Source organism: Ruminococcus sp. YE71 (assembly GCF_900119155.1).
Lineage (GTDB): Bacteria > Bacillota > Clostridia > Oscillospirales > Ruminococcaceae > YE71.
Genome location: NZ_FPIR01000035.1, coordinates 1 through 16,919, shown reverse-complemented (window position 1 = coordinate 16,919; position 16,919 = coordinate 1). Strand labels below are relative to the sequence as shown.

Genomic DNA, 16,919 nt, shown 5'->3' with positions numbered 1-16,919 from the left:
AAGGCGTGTTCGGAGTGCTGAAAGAAGATCACGGCTTCAGAAGATTCCTTTGCAGGGGCAAAAACAACATCAAAACAGAGTTCATTTTGCTCGGGCTGGCATACAACATAAAGAAACTTTTTACGAAGATCTCGGGAAACCGACTCGGAATATCTCTTTTTGAACTAAAATCGGCATAAAACCAACAGAACAAAACACCCCCGAGTTCTCTTTTTGAAGAGGGCTTGGGGGTGTGCGCGCTGAAAATGCCTATTTTACAAAGCATTGTATTTGACGGGTTTGATGTGCGGATATTGAGAGGGAGTGCTGATGGTGCAACAGCTCCATGCTCAAATCAAATATCAGTTTATCTCGTCTGCTGAAACAGCCACTCCATGACCGCAATGCAGTTGTACGCATAATCGAATGAAGCCATGTGATAGGCGGCACCGCCCATCATGTCGCTCGGCTCGATGGTACCGCTCGTCCACGAAATGAAATTGGCGGTGATGTCTGAGGAAAACATCTCGCTTGCGGCTGACGAAAGCTCGTCAGTGCTCCATGTGCCGTCCCACTCGTTGTAGCTGTACTGCTCACCGTCGCTGTCAAACATAGCCATTACCTCGCTCATGCCGTTGAAAGCATTCTCATCGTCCTCGGCTGCGAAATACACAAAGGTCTGGTTTTCGAGCCCTGAAAGGGTAGTCACGTCCCACTGACCGTCAACGAACATACAGGCGGCGTAAAGGTCGGGATATTCAGAAGCGAGTATCAGCGTGGTCATGCAGCCCATAGACTGCCCCATGCCGTATATGCGGTCTGTATCTACGGCATAGCTGCTGCTCATGTAGTCGATAAAACGCTTTGTAAGCTCCACATATTCTGTAGTAGTGTAGCTGCCGTGGTCGTCGAGGATAGTTTCGGGATAGGTCGGTACGGCGACGATGCACTCATTCGCTTCCTGCCACTCATCGGTAGCCCAGACAAGTGCGCCGAGTCCCTGAGTGAGCGAACGTGAAGCCTCGGTTCCCGCACAGCTTGAATCTGCTATGAAAACCACCATAGGATATTCCTTGCTCTCGTCATAACCGGAGGGCAGGAAGAGGTTGTATGTGATAGAAAGCCCGGTGTCGGGATCGGCGTAGGTCTACTGCGTGAATTTTTCCGCATAGGTGCTGACAAGTGCGTCCTCATCAGCGGCAATGGTGTTCGCAACTGTACCAATGGGATTAATGGCGGTTTGGCTGTCGCTCTGCTCCGTTTCGGACACAGTATCTTCGCTTTCCTCTGCGACCTCGCTGTCAACTACGGTTTCTATTTCAGTTTCGGTCATCTCTGTCACCTCGGTATCATTATCATCATTTTGTACAGTCGTTGCGGCTGTAGTTTCAGTCGTGCTGTCTGTAGTGCTTTCAGTATCTCCGCAGCCCGACAAGGATAACAATACCGCTGCAGCTGCAAGGATAGATACATAACGTTTAAACATAAAAAATACCTCCAATAATGATTTGTCGGAGTGATTTATATTGCGAACTACCATCCGCAGCCGTTTTGCTTGTATTTATTATATATGGTGCAGCTTAAAAATACTTTAAGCGGAAAAATTGTTTTTAGTTTATTTACAAAAAAGAAAGAGGGCTGCCACGCAGCAGCCCTGCTATCTCCGGGCGTGAAGCCCAGTTGCCCTTGTCCTCATCAAATACCGTTTCGCCACCTATTTTTTATAGCCCTCCTTGAACTTGCCATCGCCGCATACAGCTATTATCCTGTCCTTTATCGCACCGTCAACGCCGTTATCCGTCAGACGCAGGCGCTTGCCGCTTTTGGTCTTTACATACATGGGGTAGGTGTAAAAGGTGCGGTAGCGGTTGCATGACGGTATTCTGTGACCCATGCCTATGCGCCTTGTGTGGCGTATTTTCTTAAAGTAAAGCTCCTCGATGTCATCAAACTCCACCACCGTCATACCGCCCTCGGTGAAGATCAGGGCATGGGGTGTCAGGTAGGCGTGGTTAAGCTCTATCCATCTTGAAGTGTACATATTCGCCAGCTCGTCGATTTCCCCGGGTTTGTAGCGCCTGCCTGTTGAAGCAGGACGCAGGTGCTTGAAATAGTTGTAGGGCGACGAAAACTCCCTTCCGATAGCCAGCACTATCAAAAACGTTATGCCGAACACCAGCCCCACAGGATGGTCGTTCGTGAGCACATCAGAGAAGCTGATGGGGAAGCAGTCAAGGTAATAGTAGGAATATTTCTCGCTCTCCTCACCGCTGAAAAGTCCATTTTTCTCATAGTATTCCTGAGCGGCGAGAGCAGGCTCGGGAAAGTTTTCATTTACCTTTCTGATCCTGCCCCGAAGGGTGACCGAGCCGTTTTGCTCAAGCTCGTCTAAGGCGTCTTTACAGTTATGTATCATCAGCGCCTTGCCGTCTGCGGGCGCCATGTAATAGTGCTTTGCTATCTCCTCGGGCATTTTATCCAGGTCGAGAGTGTACACTATGTCGCTGTAGCCCACAAGACTGCTAAAGTGTATATCCCGCCTTTTGTAGATGTCGCGGTAGGTGTTGAAAAAGCTGAGAAAGATCAGCAGCAGCGAGAAAAACAACGTCCCGAAGTGCAGACAGCACTCTACTTTGTCAATACGGACTTTTTTGCGCAGATTTTCGTTTTTGTATTTTATTCTCATGTTTTTTCTCCGGTGATGTTTACTGATGGCTATAGGTTGACTTTCTCCGCAGCTAATTTGACAAAGTATATCATCAGCAGATGTGCGGGATAGAAAATGTAGAAAAACCACTTTGCAAACTTCGGGTGTTTTCCCTTCTTCCCGCTGCATAATACAGTCATGACAAAATATGAAAGCAGCAGGAAGAACATTCCGAACAGAAACGGCGGAGAGATCAGAGTGTAAAGGCTCAGACCGTTTGAGATGAACTCCACACAAAAGGCGCATACCGTGAACCATATCAGACGTATCTTTGGCTTTTCACGGAAAATGTGCAGTCCCAGCACTATGAGTATGCCGAATAACATCCACTCGCTTTGCAAAAGGAGAGTGACTGCGTCAAGCGCTACTATCGCCACTATCCGTATAGGCAGCTTCAGCTTGCTGTCTCATACTATCAGCGCTGCGAGCGACATGAGCAGCGTGAAGATAATGTTAAGGTTCAGAAATATTTGGGCAGTTAGCAGAGTACCTTGATTCGCAAGTGTGAACGATATCTGCGTGATGAGTGCGAAAATCAGCAGCCGCAGGGCATATTTTTTTCGTGAACAGGTGTATTTAAAACCGTCCGCTATGGAAAAGAAAAATACCGGCGGTGCAAAAAGTGAAGCCTGCACAAGCAGGTGCAGCCAAAGGGGCTTGTCTGTCATTGTGGCGAAGTATTCCAGATAGGACAGCAAATGCCCGATAGTCATGGGTACTATCGCTATTAGCTTGACCGTGTCACGGTCGAGCACTTGTAGTTTATCTCTTTCCATCTTAGTCCTCTATGCAGGTGAATCTCAGTACATTACCGTCATCGACAGTTTCATTCCACATCTTAGCCGGGCGCACCCACACTTCGCCCTTGCCGTAAAGCGCACGGTACACCACCATAGGCTCCAGCGTTTCTGAATGGTGCGCGATTTCAAGTACCTCGTATTCGTTGCCCTTGTAGTGGCGGTATCTGCCTTTGGGGATAGCGGTTATTGCTTCTTCGTATGTCATAGAGTTTTCTTCTCCTTTGGAATCACATCTCAGTTTCATGGTCATACAGCCCCCAGCCGTCCAGCTCCAGCGCTTTAATATCCGGGTTGCCGACAGTCTCGGCAAGTCGCTCAAGGTCTATTTTAAAATCCACCAGCTCGCCCTTTTTTCGTTTCAGAATGACCTCTATCTTTACTCTTCCAGCGGCTTTATATAGAGCTGATGCGATTCCGCTGTACCGCCCGTCCTCCCACATAGCATAGCACCTTGTTCTGATACTGTAAGTTGCATTGCAGTAATACATTTTGCCGTCAACCATGCCGTATGCCTGGATAGTAGGGAAGTCATCGGTTTCAGCAAACTTAAAATCCATAAGCATGGTTTCATATTCTGATTTTGAAAAAATACTCACTGATACACACCTCACGAAGCCCCGCCTTCATCAGCTTCATTTTCGCTTAGAAAGCTCTTTATGACTGCCATTATTTGATCAAGCCGCTTTTCGCCAATACCATTTATATTGCCTATCGCCTTACGCAGTTCATCAAGGTCAACGCTAACCGCTTCGACACTTTCAGCGCCCTGATGATAAATGTCGGTCAGAACAGCCTGCATTTGTTCACGACTCATCTTCTTGAACTCTTTGTATAGACTTCGGGGTAATTCAAATCCTTTTTCTTCGGACATAGTGATTCTCCTTACTTGTTCCGCTTTATCCTCGACCGCCGCAGCTTTGCCTGCAAATCGTCTGGCAGAAGATCCGATGTCATTACCTGATCGTACAGCTCTTTTGGCATGGTCGCAAGCTGTTCCTCGGAGAGCTCACGGATAGCGACGCATATCTCGTCAAACATTTCTTCTGCGGAATGCTCGTCATCAAGCTCGTCTGAGGTTTCGTCAAGTACAGAACTGATGTAATATCCCCGATACTGCTCAAAGACTTCAAACTCCTGAACACGGGTGAGCTTTATACCATTTATATAGCAGAAGTTCCCGAGCAGACTATCGGTGCGTTCATCAACGATCCTGATCTCCTCGGGAACAAAACCGTCCTGCTCAAAATCGTTGATTACTGCTTCAAGCATAGCTTCGCAGTTTCTTTCATAACCGGAATACATATCGGTGTAGAAAAACTCGCCGTCCTCGTCGGTATCGACTGCCATAAATGTGACTCCATACGGCACTGCTGACCTTACAACGCCGACGATCTCCTCGGCAGGTGCAGGCGCATACACGATGTCGCACTCATATATTCCCTTGTGCGGCAGCTTTTTCTTGTATTTTCTTGCCTTTGGTGCGGGATGATTTGGCTCGGGCTTAGGCGGGTATTCTATCTCTTTAATAGCGTCTCCGTCCTTTGCAGTGTATTCAAACAGCGGCATGGTACTTTCCTTGCCGAATCCGACAGCGCCTTTGTCATTATGCTCCAATATCACCGAAAGCAGAGTGGCGGCATTCAGGGCATCTTCAAGATACCTGCGCTCAAAATCGGCAACGATCACGAACGGGAAGTGACCTGCAACATCTCTCGCCATATACGGATAGGCGTGTTTTCCACGCATTGAAATTTTGTTTTTCTTGGCATAATCCTTTGCAAGCTCCGCAGAATGCGGGTCGACCATATCCTTTGCGGCAAAGGCGCAGCTGATGTGATCCTGTAAGCAGATGTACTCCATGTATTCCTTCGGAGTGCCTTCTCCTGCATCGTGGGGTTTCAGATATTCGTAAAGTCCGTAGGGAGTGTCAAATACAAAGAACGTCGGTGGTTCATCTGCATATACCGAACAGTAGCAGACCTCGCCGTCGAACATTTTCACGGCAAAGACATCTTCCTTTTTCAGATTTTCCCACAGCTTGGTATCTCTGAATCTGAAAGCGGCGGCATAAAGGCTGTCGGGATAAGGCTCAAAGCCGAATACATCATCTTCGTCCTCATCAAATTCTTCCTCATAATCATCGTAGTCGGGATATTGATCGGGCGCATCTCCGACAGAGCGCACCACCTCGTTATCCTCACACACACCGTCAATGACCCTCAGCACCTTGCAGCTGAACCACCACTCGTCGCCAAAGTCAAAAAGATAGAGAAATTTCTTGTCCTTTTCAAGTCCGACCTGTGCGAGCTTGTACTCGGTAGTGTCACGCTCGCCGTACTCCGGCTGCAAGAAATACGAATCGTCATGGCTCCAACGCTTGTTATCCATAAAGAAAGCGTGGAGGTGGTCATTGTCAAAATCAAACGCCGCAAGTATTGCAGATGACAGGTCATCAAGCGTTTTGTTCGAGGCGATCTTGATGTGACGGTAGCAGCCTTTCATGAGGGATACGCTGATGACGTAGGTTTTCTTGGGTATGTGGATTCTTGCTTTCATGGGGTCTCCTTTGCTGTTTAGTTTGTTGCGGTAACTCACAGTCTACTACTTAATTACTGCCGTAACTGTAGATCACGATACGTCCTGTCTCAGGATTTGTTGCAATTGCGTTTATTTCGGAGCCTGATCCTTCATATGCGTCATAATACAATATTGTGTAATCATTTATATCGTCGTCTATCACATATTCTATTCTGTCAGTGGGAAATCCAATATAATTTCCGTATGTATCATAATAATCTGCGGTTTCAGAGACTTTCATACCGGCAAAATCCAGATCATCATGGTAGCCAACAACCGAACCCGGCTCTTTCTTTTTTACTTCCTCGACAAATTCATCATACTCAGTATCATGCAGGGTAAAAGCCTCCGCAGAATTTGCACCAAGTCCATAATTGTGACAGATAAACCTGAAATCTTCAGCGTCATCCGGGAGCTTATAAGAATAAAAACTCCCTCGCACTCTTTTTCTGCATTCCTCAAAGGAACTGCCACGAAAAGTCCCGAGATCCATCTGATAATGAGCAAAAAGGAAAAGCGCTGTGATGCAGCATATCATCAGTATTATTATTTTGACAGCAGACATACGCTGCCCGGGTATCGGTTTCTCGGAGCTGTCAGACCATTGCTGCACGGATATATTTTCATTTCCAGGCATATTGGTTTTCTTTCTTTTGATTTATTCCGTCAAAGACAAAACAAACCGGGCTATTGTTTCGGTGTATTTTTGCGGTTCTTCAAACCATGACAGATGCGCACAGCCGGCAAAAGGCTCCAAAGTCCCGTTTTGAGCGTGCTCGCTGAAATAATTTCTTTCATATTCCCCGCAGGTCATATCGTATTCGCCGACGATGAGAAGCTGCGGCTTGGAAATGTCAGAAAGGTAAGGCAAATAGTTTTCATAAAAGTCTTCCGAATCAAAAAGGCTTTGCCTGAAAGCAATGAATTTCCCCCAGCATTCCTCGGGAACCTGCGGGTCTTCGATGTGCTCGTTGATATAGGCGTTGTAGCTGTCGGTATCTATCACATGACAATGACGGCGGACATCATCGTTCATTTCTATGCTCATGGACTTTTCAAATGCTTCCTTTGCAGAAATGCCGTCTTGCAGTATCTCTTTGCAAAGCGTCGTCTGTTCCGTATTATTTGCCTTTTCAAAGCTGGGAAGAGTGGCTTCTGCGATTGCCCTTGCGGTGTGCAGTGCGCTCCACATGGGATTGTCGTAAATCACTGCGTTGGTGCTGTCGGGATAATTGTGAGCATAGATGAGCGCAAGCATTCCGCCGAAGGAATGTCCGAGTGGTATCCAGCTCTTTATGTCAAGCTCGATACGCATCTGTTCTGTCATTTCGACGAGTTCATTTACAGAGAGTCTGCTGTTTTCGGGGAGAGCGTCGGAGCGAAATACCCCGTGCTGATCAAAGCTGATAACATGGCAATACTCGCCCAGCTTTTTAGCCTGATAGGAATAAGTAAGACAGCTTTCGCCGGGACCGCCGTGAAGATAGAGAACAGTCGGTTTGTTCACGCTGCCGTATTCTTCATAGTATATCTGTTTTTCGCTGACTTTAGTGTATGGCATGGTGATCCTCCTTGAAAAAACTAACAGAATATTGATATGAGAATATTATACCATACCCCACCTAATTAGTCAATAAACCAACAGTCAAATCACTTAAACACGCAGCTTAAGTCAATTAAATATTTTCAAAATTATATACCGAAATCTCGTAAAACCACTTGACAATCATGGGTCAATCCGTTATAATGTAGTAAAGCGTGAAAGTGGAATATCACGCACTGCATCTTGACAATTTAGCTACCCCTATTGGACAAGAGCCTTACGATTTTTCGGTAACAGTCAGACACATCTGACAGGAGGTTATCAATAATGAGTAAGGACAATGTAACAGCATACACTTTATATAGAGTATCTACCAAAGGACAGGTCGATAGAGTCAAGGACGATATTCCCATGCAGAGGGAAGCCTGCCACGAGTTCGCTGATAGAATGGGTTGGACTATTGGCAAGGAGTTCCTCGAAAAAGGTGTATCAGGTTTCAAGGTATCCGCAAAGGATCGTGATGCTATCCAGGACTTGAAGGACGCAGCCCTCAAGGGTGAGTTTCAGGTACTGCTGGTGTTCATGTTCGATCGTATTGGAAGAATTGATGACGAAACACCTTTTATCGTCGAGTGGTTCGCAAAGCACAATATAAGGGTGTGGAGTGTCAACGAAGGCGAGCAGCGCTTCGAAAGTCATGTCGATAAGCTGATGAACTACATACGTTTCTGGCAGGCGGCAGGGGAGTCTGAAAAGACTTCTATGCGTATCAAAACTCGTATGCAGCAGCTTACGGCGGAAGGTATCTACCGTGGAGGTCCGGTACCTTTCGGGTATATGCTGGAGAACAGAGGAAGGCTGAATAAGAAAGGCAAACCCTCTTTTGATCTGGCGGTCAACCCCGAGGAAGCCGAGTGGGTCAGGGTGATTTTTGAAAAGACTGTCAAGAACGGATATGGTTCTTTCCGTATTGCTGAATACCTCAACAAGCAGGGAGTGAAAACTCACAATGACAGCAAGTTCCAGTGCAACACGATTCAAAGGATATTAAGGAATAGGCTGTACTGTGGCTACATGGTAAGCGGCGAAACGGTATCGCCTCAGTTGAAAGAATTACAGATCATCGACGAGATGATGTTTGAGCAGGCACAGCATATCCTTGATGAGCGTGAGAAGAAGAATGATGAGAATCGCAAGATAGCTTATCAGACTAAAAGCAGCGCACTTCTTTCTGGTATCATGTACTGCGCTCACTGTGGCGGAAAGCTGACTTCTATCAGCCATACCGACAGACGCAGGCGAAAAGACGGTTCGTTGTATGAGTTCACGAGAGCCAAGTATCTGTGCTATCACAAGAGCAGGGGACTTTGTGACTGTGACGGACAGAGTTCCTATCTTGCCTACAAGGTCGATGATGCTGTTGTAAAAGCGATAGAGAATATGTTTGCGAGCATCACGGATTCTCCCGATGAAAAGGTTTTGAAAAAGCATTTCACGAAAGAGATGCAGAGCTACAAAGCGAAGCAGACAAAGCTCAAGCTGGACATCTCTAAACTACAGAAGCAGCATGAAAAGCTGGAAAAGGAGATTGCAAAGGCTCTCACGGGTGAGAGCGCATTTACTCCGGAACAGCTCAGTAAAGTTATTGATGGAGTTGAGAATCAGATTTCTGAGCAGCAGCATAAGTTAGATACTCTGAATACTGAAATGATGGAAAAGAAGGCTTCAATGGAAAGTGTGAAACCCCTTTATGACCGTTTCAAAAACTGGGCAGAGGAATTCGCAGACAGTACTATGGAGCAGAAGAAAATGATCATTGCAGAGCTTGTAGACAGAATAGATGTCGGCAGAGACTATAAGGTCAGCATACTGCTTAACATGACTTATCAGCAGTTCTGCGATAACTGGAATACCGTCAATACGGTGAGTACCGTAAAAGCATAAAAGGTCAGCAAATAGGCTGACCAAATTTTTAAAGCAAAACTGCGTTGTAAACTTCCGACACTGTTAGAGCATGCGGCTGTTAACCGCAGGGTCGTTGGTTCGAGTCCAACAGGGGGAGTTTCCAATCGGAACGCTTAAATGACGCTATATCGTCGTTTAAGCGTTTTTCTTTTGTTTGGTCTTTGCCGGCTGGTCTTTGTTTGGTCTTTATTTTTCCTGAATCGTAAAGACCAAGAAATCATAGACTGCTTGCCGCAGCTTGCTGCGGTGTTTCATTTTTTTGTGTAATTCTGATGGCGTTTGCCACAGCGTCCATCGCTGCTGCTTGAGCTGATTGAAATGAATGCAAGTAAGCCTGCCCGTATCCTGTTCATGAACCACTCGGAATAAAATGCAGGAATATCCGTCCGCATACCTGTATTGATTATCATGCTCCTCACCGTCCTTTCTTACTATTATATCATATCTATGGCATTTTTACAACGATCTTGCCGTTTACCTTGCCGCTGTCAAGGGCAATGCAGGCATCTTTGATATGCTCAAAGTCAAAGCACTCACCGAAGCAAGGCTCTAACCGATGCTCGTTCAGAAAAGCAAATATATCGTCAACGGTCTGCTGTGTCGGGTAATTGCTGAAAAATCCTGTGAGGTAAACTCCGTTCGGAATCTCTTTGATCGGATCGAAGCCGTCAAGGGTATAAACACCGCCCAGCAGTCCCGTGTGGCAGACGATTCCGCCTTTCACCATGCAGCGGAGCGTGTCACGGATCGACCTTGCTCCCACAAGTTCCAAAGCCTTTGCTGCCTTGACTTTGCCTGCAAGCTGACCGTCATCAAGCATCGCTTCATCGGCATCTGTTATCAGTGACAGCTTGCTTTTTCGGTGTGTGGTGGCGATCACCTTACACCCAAGTGCCTTTGCGATATGTATCGCTGCATAGCCGAGAGCGCAGGTCGCACCTCTGATAAGTAAGGTATCTTCTTTTTTCAGTTGCAGACACTCAAAAAGCGAACCCCATGCCGTGAAATAGGTTTCGGGAACAGCAGCAAGGCGCTCCCAGGTTAGGTCACTCTCTATCGCAAAAACATGATGTGCAGGCAATATAGCATATTCCGCATAGCTGCCGTTGAAGCTCCTGCCCATACCGCCCATAAGGGCAATGACCTTTTGTCCGATCGTAAAATGCGTATCTGACGCATCTGCAATCTCGCCCACGCACTCGATACCGGGCACGATAGGCTTCACGATATAATCCGCCTTGATCTCCGACAGGCGGAGTATCTGCTCGGAATGGTTCATTCCGAAAGCTCTGACTTTCACAAGCACCCAGTCCGGCTTGACTTCGGGGACGGGTATCTCTGCGAGAGTCACTTCTTCAGCAGGGGTGACTTTATCAATACAAACAGCTTTCATGGCTTACCTCCTCACTATCGCCTGAACAGGACAGTTTTCAAAGCAGTTGCCGCAATGCAGACAGTTCTGCTGACGGATATTCGCTCTGCCGTCCTGCATATCTATCGCTCTTTGCGGACAGGCTGAAACACAAGTCTCGCAGCCGATACAGTCCTCGTTTACGATAAAGCCCTTCGGCTTTGCGGTCGCTCCACATTCGTAGACCTCACGGAATATCGGGTTGACACCGAGGTTGAAATACTCGACCGTGAAGCCTTTTATCACAAAGATGATACCAATATTCTTCGTATCCTTCGGATAGACATTTTCAAGATAGGGCTGTTCCTCGAATATCTTGTCACGCCACTTGATCTGCTCATCATCGGGTACGGGAACAGCTTTGCCCGAAAGCCTGATGCTTTCCTTGAAGCGTGTGTAACAGCTTACCTGCACTCTGCCATCACGGAGAAGCTGTCGGCAGAATTCCTTGCCCCTTGCGGTGAAGAAGTAGAGTGCATCGGGTTCGTAGTGTATCGCACTGATATTGCGAACTTGCGGAGCGCCGTCCTCATCAACGGTAGCAAAGTTCAGCACCTGAACAAGCTCGAATTTTTTCAGACAGGTTTGCAGATCCATTAGCCGACCTCCTTCCAGCACTGCGGATCGGGTGCATACATATTGCCGGTGTAACCGAAGGTCACGGCAGGACAGCCACGGCAATAACTCCGAAGCTCGCACTTTGAGCATTTCTCAAATTTATCAAACTGTCGGTATTCCTCTAACTGCGCACCCGAAAACAGGTCATACATTGAAGTCTCAAACACGTTACCGATCTTACTCTCCATTCTTCGGCAGGCATACACATCACCCGTGGGGAGAATGGTCATGTGACCGATCGCACAATGGCAGCCGTCATAGATCATGTCATTGTCGTGGTTTTCGGGTATCTTGAATAAGCCTTGCTCATAGAGATACAGCGTCCAGAGGTGGTCTTTGTACTGGAATGTGGTTTTGCAGCCGTTCTGCTTGTGGTACTGAAACCTCTTGTAGCACATATCGAGAAAATCACGGTAGGCGGTCGGTGTGATGTGGTATTCCTCCGACTTCTGACCGCTTGTTGGACAGTAGCGACCGAATGCGAAAACATCAACATTCTTCTCTGCCACAAGGTCGATAAGCTGCGGAAAATCGCCAATATTCATGCTTGATACGGTGGACATGATTGCACACCACATTCTCGCATTTTTGATGTAGTCTATCGCTTTGAGCGTAGTCTGAAAGGAACCGGGCTTGCGGAACAGGTCGTGCATATCCTCCATTCCGTCAAGGGAAAGCTGATATTTCCGACACCCGTGGTCGTAAAGCCTTTTACAGACCTCATCATTCAGGTGGAACGGATTGCCGAGAATGCCCCATGTGATGCCTTTTTCTTTCAGAAGCTCCGCCAGTTTCCAAAAATCACGGTGCAGGATCGGATCACCGCCCGTGATGTAAAAATAGGGAGTCCGACCGAGCTTGCAACACATTTCCTCGCAGCTCTCGACCACCTGTTTCATCTTCTCCCACGGCATTTCCGTGAGCGCCTTGCAGTTATCTTCTGCAAAAATATAACAGTGCTTGCACCGCTGGTCGCAGGTGTCGGTGATATGCCACTGGAAAGCAAAATACGGTTTCATCTCGGTGTCCTCCGATCTATGTATAGGCTAATGCCTGATTTGTTACAGCACAGGCATACCGACGGTGAGCCGATATGCCTGACCTTGTGTATGAAGTTTAACGACTTACTTCTTGTCGGGATCAGCAGCACCGCAGGCAGAACCGCAAGCGGAAGGTGCAGGATCAGCAGTTCCACACGCAGAAGCAGGAGCTTCCTTCGGATCGGCTGTGCCGCAGGCACTATTCTCTGTGCTGTATGCGGCAACTCTGTTCAGCATCTCACTCATGGCTTGTACCTCCTTTTTAGAATCAGGTTTCCCTGTTGTGTTCAGTATAGCAGAAAAGTCCGAACCACACAAGTACGCACTTTTTTGTGCCTCAGTTACAAAAAAGTAACTATTGAGCTATTTCGTGATTTTGGGGCAAAAAAATTTTTGTAAACATTCCGTGAACGGCACTTTACACTTGATTTTTGGACTGTTGTATGTTATAATGAATATAACATTCTTTTTGAAACTATCGGAGGTGCGCTATGCTGAAAAAGGAAGAACTGCCGGATTGTCCTGTTGCGACTACAGTACAGCTAATCGGAAACAAATGGAAACTGCTGATACTTAGAAATCTCCTTGCCCGTCCGTGGCGGTTCAATGAGCTGCGGAAGTCTCTTGACGGCATCAGCCAGAAGGTGCTGACTGAAAGTCTGCGGTCAATGGAAAGCGATGGTATCATCGTTCGTACAGTCTATGCAGAGGTGCCGCCGAGAGTGGAGTATTCTTTGAGCGAGCTTGGCGAAACGCTCCGTCCGATACTTGATGCGATGCAGGCTTGGGGTCAGGAGTATAAGGAGAATAATATATGATATTGAGTCCTCGGAGTATTCTGAGGACTTTTTCTTTTCAGGCAATTAGTTTTCCGCTCCGCAGGCTCGGATTGCTCTGTGGGACTTTTCCGTTCGTCTGAGAGCGCTGTCAAGCAGAGACCGGCTCGGCAATGCCGTGAGTGGCTTCATACTCCCTGACACGGCGGTAAAAGGTGTTATGCCGACCGCATGAACAAGTTCACGCTAACCATTCTCCGCATAAAATCTCTGCCCGTTATATTCTTCGACTTCCATTCCCCATAAAGCTGACCGAATTTCGTCCAGTCAATCTCAATGGGTTTTCTGCCTGTGTACTTGCCCTGAGCCTTAGCGATCTCGATGCCCTCACGCTGTCGCTGTTTAAGCTGTTCTCTTTCAAGCTGAGAGAGTGCAGCGAACACGGTCAACATGAATTTGCCCGTAGGCGTGTCGGTGTCGATGTTTTCCTTGTGGCTGATAAGAGTGACGCCCTTTTCGGTGAGAGTGCCAATGATGTTCAGCAAATCCTTTGTGGAGCGTCCTAAACGGCTGATACTCTCGACGTAGAGCGTATCGCCCTCACGCACATAGTCCAGCATAGCTTTAAGCTGAGGACGGTCTGTAGCAAATAGCGAAGCATTTTGCGTGCTCACCGAAATATTCTCAGAGAAGATGCGGTCTACCTGATAGTCGCACGTGATCTCCTGCTGTCTTGCTGTCTCCTGATGTCCTGTGGATACTCTGATGCAGCCTATTTTGCTCATAGTTGTTGTTTCCTTTCTGATGTAAAAATACTTTTCTTTCTGTTGATATGTGATTGACTTATTGGCGGTGATGATGTATAATTATTTGTGAGAACAGGCACTCGGCTTGCTCGTGAAAATCGGCATTGGTAGCAATCTATTAAAAGATATAAGGCAATGGCTTTTATAATGATTTTAATATAGATTGTGTTTTTAATGTATTAAAGAAAGCGGAGAATTTGCGTTATGGAAATTTTGGGAGTAAACATTAACTTCTCGGATAATAAGAAACTGAACCAGCAATTTCACAGTTTCGCTCAACAGCTCTCGGTCTGGTACGGTCTCGGAAAAATACCGAAGCTTGCTAGTCAGGACACACGCTTCACGCTGGAACTGCAAAAACAGAAATTCCAATCGCTCGGTCTGGATGTCAAGGTAAAGGTTGAAAAACCTGCTGAGCATGATTCTGCACCTTCTTCCATGTCTTACAGCGACAATGTCTTTGTGAACTCCAGCGTTGCCGGAAACAAACGCATCACCACGACCATCCGCAATACACAAAGGGAAATTTACAACAAAATCGCTGATAGTGTCATCTGTACCATCATGCAATACCCAAAGGAAGGTACTGTTCCGCCACCTGATACGCCGCTTTGCTGCCCCAACTGTGGTGCAGCATCAACTCTCGGTAAGCTGGAATCCGGCTGCAAATACTGTGATACGAAATTCCTGATAGACGAACTTTATCCGAAAGTCATGTATTACTCCATTGAAGAGGCACATAAGAGCGGCACGGAAAAGAATCAGCTCGTGAAATGTATGATTGGAACAGCACTGTTTTGTTTGGTGATTGGCATTGCCAGTCAGATCATAAACGGGAAAAGTGTCGGGGTACTGGATATTGTTGGGCTACTTTTCGGCGGTGCGGTCTTCGGTTTCGTGCCATGGCTCTTTTTCAAGTTTATCAGCACCTTCTTTAAGATGGGCAAAAATCTCCGCGGTGCAGGAAAAACCGCATCGTCTCTGCGGTTCTGCCATAATATGCGCAAGCTGGATCCCACCTTTTCAACAGAGTATTTCCGTGACAAGTCCCTGTCCCTCCTCAAACTCATGCTCTACAGCCGTGATCCACAGGAATTGACTGTCTGTCGGTGCGATGATCCGTTCCCTGAAAAACTCCGTGAGATCGTGGATACGACGTACTTCAATTCCGGCGTGAACAAATACAGCATCAAGGACGGTGTCTGCGATGTATCACTTACGTTTTATATGGATTCCCTGCACTACTGTGATGGAAAAATCCGCAAAAAGTCCGACAAGATACGCATGAGCCTGCGGAAAAACATCAAAAAGCCTACCGATCTGGGTTTTTCCATCATGGCTGTCAATTGTCCGTCCTGCGGCGGAAGTTTCGATGCGGCAAAGATCAAAGCCTGCCCGTACTGCGACAGTGTCTATCCGATCGAGAAAAATGACTGGATCGTGACAGATATCAAAATTTGAGCATTCCAATCTGGGCTGTCATCATGATAATAATGGCTTCTATTGACAAATTCTGATTATTCTAAGTAACTACACATATCCTCAACGGCAAGGAGAGCCAACCTCTCCCTGCCGTTTTTTATTCAAGCTGACTTTTCTTTCTCGTGTGGTCGGGATTGTAGTCAACAAGTATGCCGAAATCAGCGCTCTTCGCAAGGAAATCCTCAAAGTCCTCACTGACCTTGATATCCTCGTCAATGGCTCTTTTAAGCTGTTCTTTCCACGAAAGATTTTGTTTGATTCCCAATGGCTCTTACCCTTTGAAAGATGCGGGTTTTCGATGATAGAAAGCCCGTGCTTTCTGCAAAATTCGTCCGAAATCGTGCAGAGTTTGCTCCACGCTCGGTCTGGATTTTTTCCCCTGATTATGCTCGGTTTCAAAAGTCTTGCCCGTGTAGAAGTTCACATTGTTCACGATAATGTGATTATGCACATGGGAGTGGTCTACATGGACGGCAAGAATATACTGATACTCGTCATTAAAAAGTGTCTTGCAAAGTTCCTGCCCGATAAGCAAAGCACGTTCGGGAGTGACCTCACCAGGGGCAAAGCTCTGAATTATGTGCTGGCACTCGCTTCGGCTTCGTCCTGTGCCGACTGACTGCCTGATGTTTCTAAACTGTTCTGATGCTCCACATGGAGAAGATACGCACAGGTTGCTAACAACATAGGTCGTGCGTAGCTAAGACGGCGGTCTGCGGTTTTGTCTGGGTTGCAGATATAAGCAATTGCACCGTATGTTCTCGTGTGGATCGTATGGATACTCTAAAATGTCCACCGGACATTTTGCTACAAAATAATGCTGTATAATAAAACTTGACACAACTCTAACAACCAGAGTATAATAAAACCAAATGAGTGTGTCAAAAATGGGTTCAGAAAGAAAATATGACAACGAATTCAAAAAGCAGGCTGTGAAATTAGCTAAAGAGGTGGGGACCAACGCTGCCGTCGCTGCACTTGGTATACCCAAAAGCACCTTGCTGACATGGGTGCGTAAAGCAAAGGCAGGCGAGATCGATACAGGCTCGGGCACTCGCTTGCCCGAAGAATCTCTTAACCTTGCTCAGCAGCTCCAGGCTGCAAACAAGCGAATAAAAGAGCTTGAAAGGAAGAACCGTGAGCTTGAAGAACTCAACGAATTTCTTGAGGAAGCCTCCGCTTTTTTCGCCGTCGTGCGCAGCTAAGACGAACGTC

Annotated in this window: 22 protein-coding genes and 1 pseudogene; 5 read left to right on the top strand and 18 right to left on the bottom strand. The window is 46.9% G+C overall.

Translation table 11 applies throughout. From position 1 onward, the window contains the following. A partial coding sequence (locus tag BT142_RS17960) for a transposase (RefSeq protein ID WP_175545522.1) occupies window positions 1-179 on the top strand: 179 nt, incomplete at its 5' end. A gap of 167 nt (window positions 180-346) precedes the next feature. On the opposite strand, the gene BT142_RS17955 is transcribed toward BT142_RS17960, so the two are convergent. The 10 genes and pseudogenes from BT142_RS17955 to BT142_RS17905 form a co-directional block, all read right to left on the bottom strand. Further along, the gene (locus BT142_RS17955) at window positions 347-1,096 is read right to left on the bottom strand and encodes a carboxylesterase family protein (RefSeq protein WP_084659561.1); all 750 of its coding nucleotides are present in this window, start codon (window positions 1,094-1,096) and stop codon (window positions 347-349) included. A gap of 30 nt (window positions 1,097-1,126) precedes the next feature. Next, a complete protein-coding gene (locus tag BT142_RS17950) occupies window positions 1,127-1,465 on the bottom strand; it encodes a hypothetical protein (RefSeq protein ID WP_072419530.1) in 339 nt (112 codons plus the stop codon). A 228-nt stretch (window positions 1,466-1,693) separates the two neighbouring features. Beyond that, window positions 1,694-2,665, bottom strand: coding sequence for a hypothetical protein (locus tag BT142_RS17945; RefSeq protein ID WP_072419529.1), 972 nt, complete (start codon window positions 2,663-2,665; stop codon window positions 1,694-1,696). A 29-nt stretch (window positions 2,666-2,694) separates the two neighbouring features. Beyond that, window positions 2,695-3,462 (bottom strand): annotated as a pseudogene (locus tag BT142_RS19820) (TraX family protein). A 1-nt stretch (window position 3,463) separates the two neighbouring features. Further along, the gene (locus BT142_RS17930; protein WP_072419526.1) at window positions 3,464-3,691 is read right to left on the bottom strand and encodes a DUF1653 domain-containing protein; all 228 of its coding nucleotides are present in this window, start codon (window positions 3,689-3,691) and stop codon (window positions 3,464-3,466) included. A 22-nt stretch (window positions 3,692-3,713) separates the two neighbouring features. After that, window positions 3,714-4,043: a hypothetical protein gene (locus tag BT142_RS17925; RefSeq protein ID WP_139182298.1), complete on the bottom strand. Its 330-nt coding sequence runs from the start codon at window positions 4,041-4,043 to the stop codon at window positions 3,714-3,716. A gap of 50 nt (window positions 4,044-4,093) precedes the next feature. Next, window positions 4,094-4,357 carry a hypothetical protein gene (locus BT142_RS17920; protein WP_072419524.1) on the bottom strand — a complete coding sequence of 88 codons (264 nt, stop codon included), beginning with the start codon at window positions 4,355-4,357 and terminating at the stop codon, window positions 4,094-4,096. 11 nt (window positions 4,358-4,368) lie between these two features. Beyond that, window positions 4,369-6,042: an IS1096 element passenger TnpR family protein gene (locus BT142_RS17915; RefSeq protein WP_072419523.1), complete on the bottom strand. Its 1,674-nt coding sequence runs from the start codon at window positions 6,040-6,042 to the stop codon at window positions 4,369-4,371. A 49-nt stretch (window positions 6,043-6,091) separates the two neighbouring features. Then, window positions 6,092-6,700: a hypothetical protein gene (locus tag BT142_RS17910; protein WP_072419522.1), complete on the bottom strand. Its 609-nt coding sequence runs from the start codon at window positions 6,698-6,700 to the stop codon at window positions 6,092-6,094. Between the two features lie 21 nt (window positions 6,701-6,721). Further along, on the bottom strand, window positions 6,722-7,624 hold the full coding sequence (locus BT142_RS17905) for an alpha/beta fold hydrolase (RefSeq protein ID WP_072419521.1): 903 nt from the start codon (window positions 7,622-7,624) through the stop codon (window positions 6,722-6,724). A 309-nt stretch (window positions 7,625-7,933) separates the two neighbouring features. On the opposite strand from BT142_RS17905, the gene BT142_RS17900 reads away from it, so the two are divergent. Next, entirely contained in the window at window positions 7,934-9,550 is a 1,617-nt protein-coding gene (locus BT142_RS17900) for a recombinase family protein (protein ID WP_072419520.1), read from the top strand. Window positions 9,551-9,822: 272 nt separating this feature from the next. On the opposite strand, the gene BT142_RS20050 is transcribed toward BT142_RS17900, so the two are convergent. The 5 genes from BT142_RS20050 to BT142_RS18900 form a co-directional block, all read right to left on the bottom strand. Then, window positions 9,823-9,981, bottom strand: a complete 159-nt coding sequence (locus BT142_RS20050; protein ID WP_347497772.1) for a DUF1848 family protein — start codon at window positions 9,979-9,981, stop codon at window positions 9,823-9,825. Window positions 9,982-10,016: 35 nt separating this feature from the next. Continuing rightward, complete coding sequence (locus BT142_RS17890; protein WP_072419519.1) at window positions 10,017-10,964, bottom strand: alcohol dehydrogenase catalytic domain-containing protein; 948 nt, start codon at window positions 10,962-10,964, stop codon at window positions 10,017-10,019. Between the two features lie 3 nt (window positions 10,965-10,967). Next, entirely contained in the window at window positions 10,968-11,579 is a 612-nt protein-coding gene (locus tag BT142_RS17885; protein ID WP_072419518.1) for a 4Fe-4S binding protein, read from the bottom strand. Next, the gene (gene acgM, locus BT142_RS17880) at window positions 11,579-12,619 is read right to left on the bottom strand and encodes a radical SAM/SPASM domain protein, ACGX system (protein WP_072419517.1); all 1,041 of its coding nucleotides are present in this window, start codon (window positions 12,617-12,619) and stop codon (window positions 11,579-11,581) included. Before acgM ends, BT142_RS17885 begins: the two co-directional genes overlap by 1 nt. Window positions 12,620-12,724: 105 nt before the next feature. Further along, window positions 12,725-12,886 carry a hypothetical protein gene (locus BT142_RS18900; RefSeq protein ID WP_242872049.1) on the bottom strand — a complete coding sequence of 54 codons (162 nt, stop codon included), beginning with the start codon at window positions 12,884-12,886 and terminating at the stop codon, window positions 12,725-12,727. 245 nt (window positions 12,887-13,131) lie between these two features. Here BT142_RS18900 and BT142_RS17875 point away from each other — a divergent pair, with 245 nt between their 5' ends. After that, window positions 13,132-13,458 carry a winged helix-turn-helix transcriptional regulator gene (locus tag BT142_RS17875; protein ID WP_072419502.1) on the top strand — a complete coding sequence of 109 codons (327 nt, stop codon included), beginning with the start codon at window positions 13,132-13,134 and terminating at the stop codon, window positions 13,456-13,458. A 176-nt stretch (window positions 13,459-13,634) separates the two neighbouring features. Here BT142_RS17875 and BT142_RS17870 read toward each other — a convergent pair whose 3' ends face one another. Next, window positions 13,635-14,201, bottom strand: coding sequence for a recombinase family protein (locus BT142_RS17870; RefSeq protein ID WP_242872048.1), 567 nt, complete (start codon window positions 14,199-14,201; stop codon window positions 13,635-13,637). Between the two features lie 225 nt (window positions 14,202-14,426). On the opposite strand from BT142_RS17870, the gene BT142_RS17865 reads away from it, so the two are divergent. Beyond that, window positions 14,427-15,683 carry a hypothetical protein gene (locus tag BT142_RS17865; protein ID WP_072419516.1) on the top strand — a complete coding sequence of 419 codons (1,257 nt, stop codon included), beginning with the start codon at window positions 14,427-14,429 and terminating at the stop codon, window positions 15,681-15,683. 118 nt (window positions 15,684-15,801) lie between these two features. Here BT142_RS17865 and BT142_RS19815 read toward each other — a convergent pair whose 3' ends face one another. After that, entirely contained in the window at window positions 15,802-15,969 is a 168-nt protein-coding gene (locus BT142_RS19815) for a hypothetical protein (protein WP_242872047.1), read from the bottom strand. A 6-nt stretch (window positions 15,970-15,975) separates the two neighbouring features. Beyond that, entirely contained in the window at window positions 15,976-16,239 is a 264-nt protein-coding gene (locus BT142_RS19810; protein WP_072419515.1) for a relaxase/mobilization nuclease domain-containing protein, read from the bottom strand. 352 nt (window positions 16,240-16,591) lie between these two features. Between BT142_RS19810 and BT142_RS17850 the strand changes: the two genes are divergently transcribed. Continuing rightward, the gene (locus BT142_RS17850; RefSeq protein ID WP_175545521.1) at window positions 16,592-16,909 is read left to right on the top strand and encodes a transposase; all 318 of its coding nucleotides are present in this window, start codon (window positions 16,592-16,594) and stop codon (window positions 16,907-16,909) included. Window positions 16,910-16,919: the final 10 nt, after the last annotated feature.

Excerpts from the sequence above, each read along its gene's own strand:
- BT142_RS20050 (WP_347497772.1), bottom strand. The coding sequence starts at position 9,981 with ATGATAATCAATACAGGTATGCGGACGGATATTCCTGCATTTTATTCC.
- BT142_RS17920 (WP_072419524.1), bottom strand. The coding sequence starts at position 4,357 with ATGTCCGAAGAAAAAGGATTTGAATTACCCCGAAGTCTATACAAAGAG.
- BT142_RS17950 (WP_072419530.1), bottom strand. The coding sequence starts at position 1,465 with ATGTTTAAACGTTATGTATCTATCCTTGCAGCTGCAGCGGTATTGTTA.
- BT142_RS17915 (WP_072419523.1), bottom strand. The coding sequence starts at position 6,042 with ATGAAAGCAAGAATCCACATACCCAAGAAAACCTACGTCATCAGCGTA.
- BT142_RS17865 (WP_072419516.1), top strand. The coding sequence starts at position 14,427 with ATGGAAATTTTGGGAGTAAACATTAACTTCTCGGATAATAAGAAACTG.
- acgM (WP_072419517.1), bottom strand. The coding sequence starts at position 12,619 with ATGAAACCGTATTTTGCTTTCCAGTGGCATATCACCGACACCTGCGAC.
- BT142_RS17890 (WP_072419519.1), bottom strand. The coding sequence starts at position 10,964 with ATGAAAGCTGTTTGTATTGATAAAGTCACCCCTGCTGAAGAAGTGACT.
- BT142_RS17925 (WP_139182298.1), bottom strand. The coding sequence starts at position 4,043 with ATGGATTTTAAGTTTGCTGAAACCGATGACTTCCCTACTATCCAGGCA.
- BT142_RS17900 (WP_072419520.1), top strand. The coding sequence starts at position 7,934 with ATGAGTAAGGACAATGTAACAGCATACACTTTATATAGAGTATCTACC.
- BT142_RS17850 (WP_175545521.1), top strand. The coding sequence starts at position 16,592 with ATGGGTTCAGAAAGAAAATATGACAACGAATTCAAAAAGCAGGCTGTG.
- BT142_RS17945 (WP_072419529.1), bottom strand. The coding sequence starts at position 2,665 with ATGAGAATAAAATACAAAAACGAAAATCTGCGCAAAAAAGTCCGTATT.
- BT142_RS17870 (WP_242872048.1), bottom strand. The coding sequence starts at position 14,201 with ATGAGCAAAATAGGCTGCATCAGAGTATCCACAGGACATCAGGAGACA.
- BT142_RS17885 (WP_072419518.1), bottom strand. The coding sequence starts at position 11,579 with ATGGATCTGCAAACCTGTCTGAAAAAATTCGAGCTTGTTCAGGTGCTG.
- BT142_RS17905 (WP_072419521.1), bottom strand. The coding sequence starts at position 7,624 with ATGCCATACACTAAAGTCAGCGAAAAACAGATATACTATGAAGAATAC.
- BT142_RS17910 (WP_072419522.1), bottom strand. The coding sequence starts at position 6,700 with ATGCCTGGAAATGAAAATATATCCGTGCAGCAATGGTCTGACAGCTCC.
- BT142_RS18900 (WP_242872049.1), bottom strand. The coding sequence starts at position 12,886 with ATGAGTGAGATGCTGAACAGAGTTGCCGCATACAGCACAGAGAATAGT.
- BT142_RS17875 (WP_072419502.1), top strand. The coding sequence starts at position 13,132 with ATGCTGAAAAAGGAAGAACTGCCGGATTGTCCTGTTGCGACTACAGTA.
- BT142_RS17930 (WP_072419526.1), bottom strand. The coding sequence starts at position 3,691 with ATGACATACGAAGAAGCAATAACCGCTATCCCCAAAGGCAGATACCGC.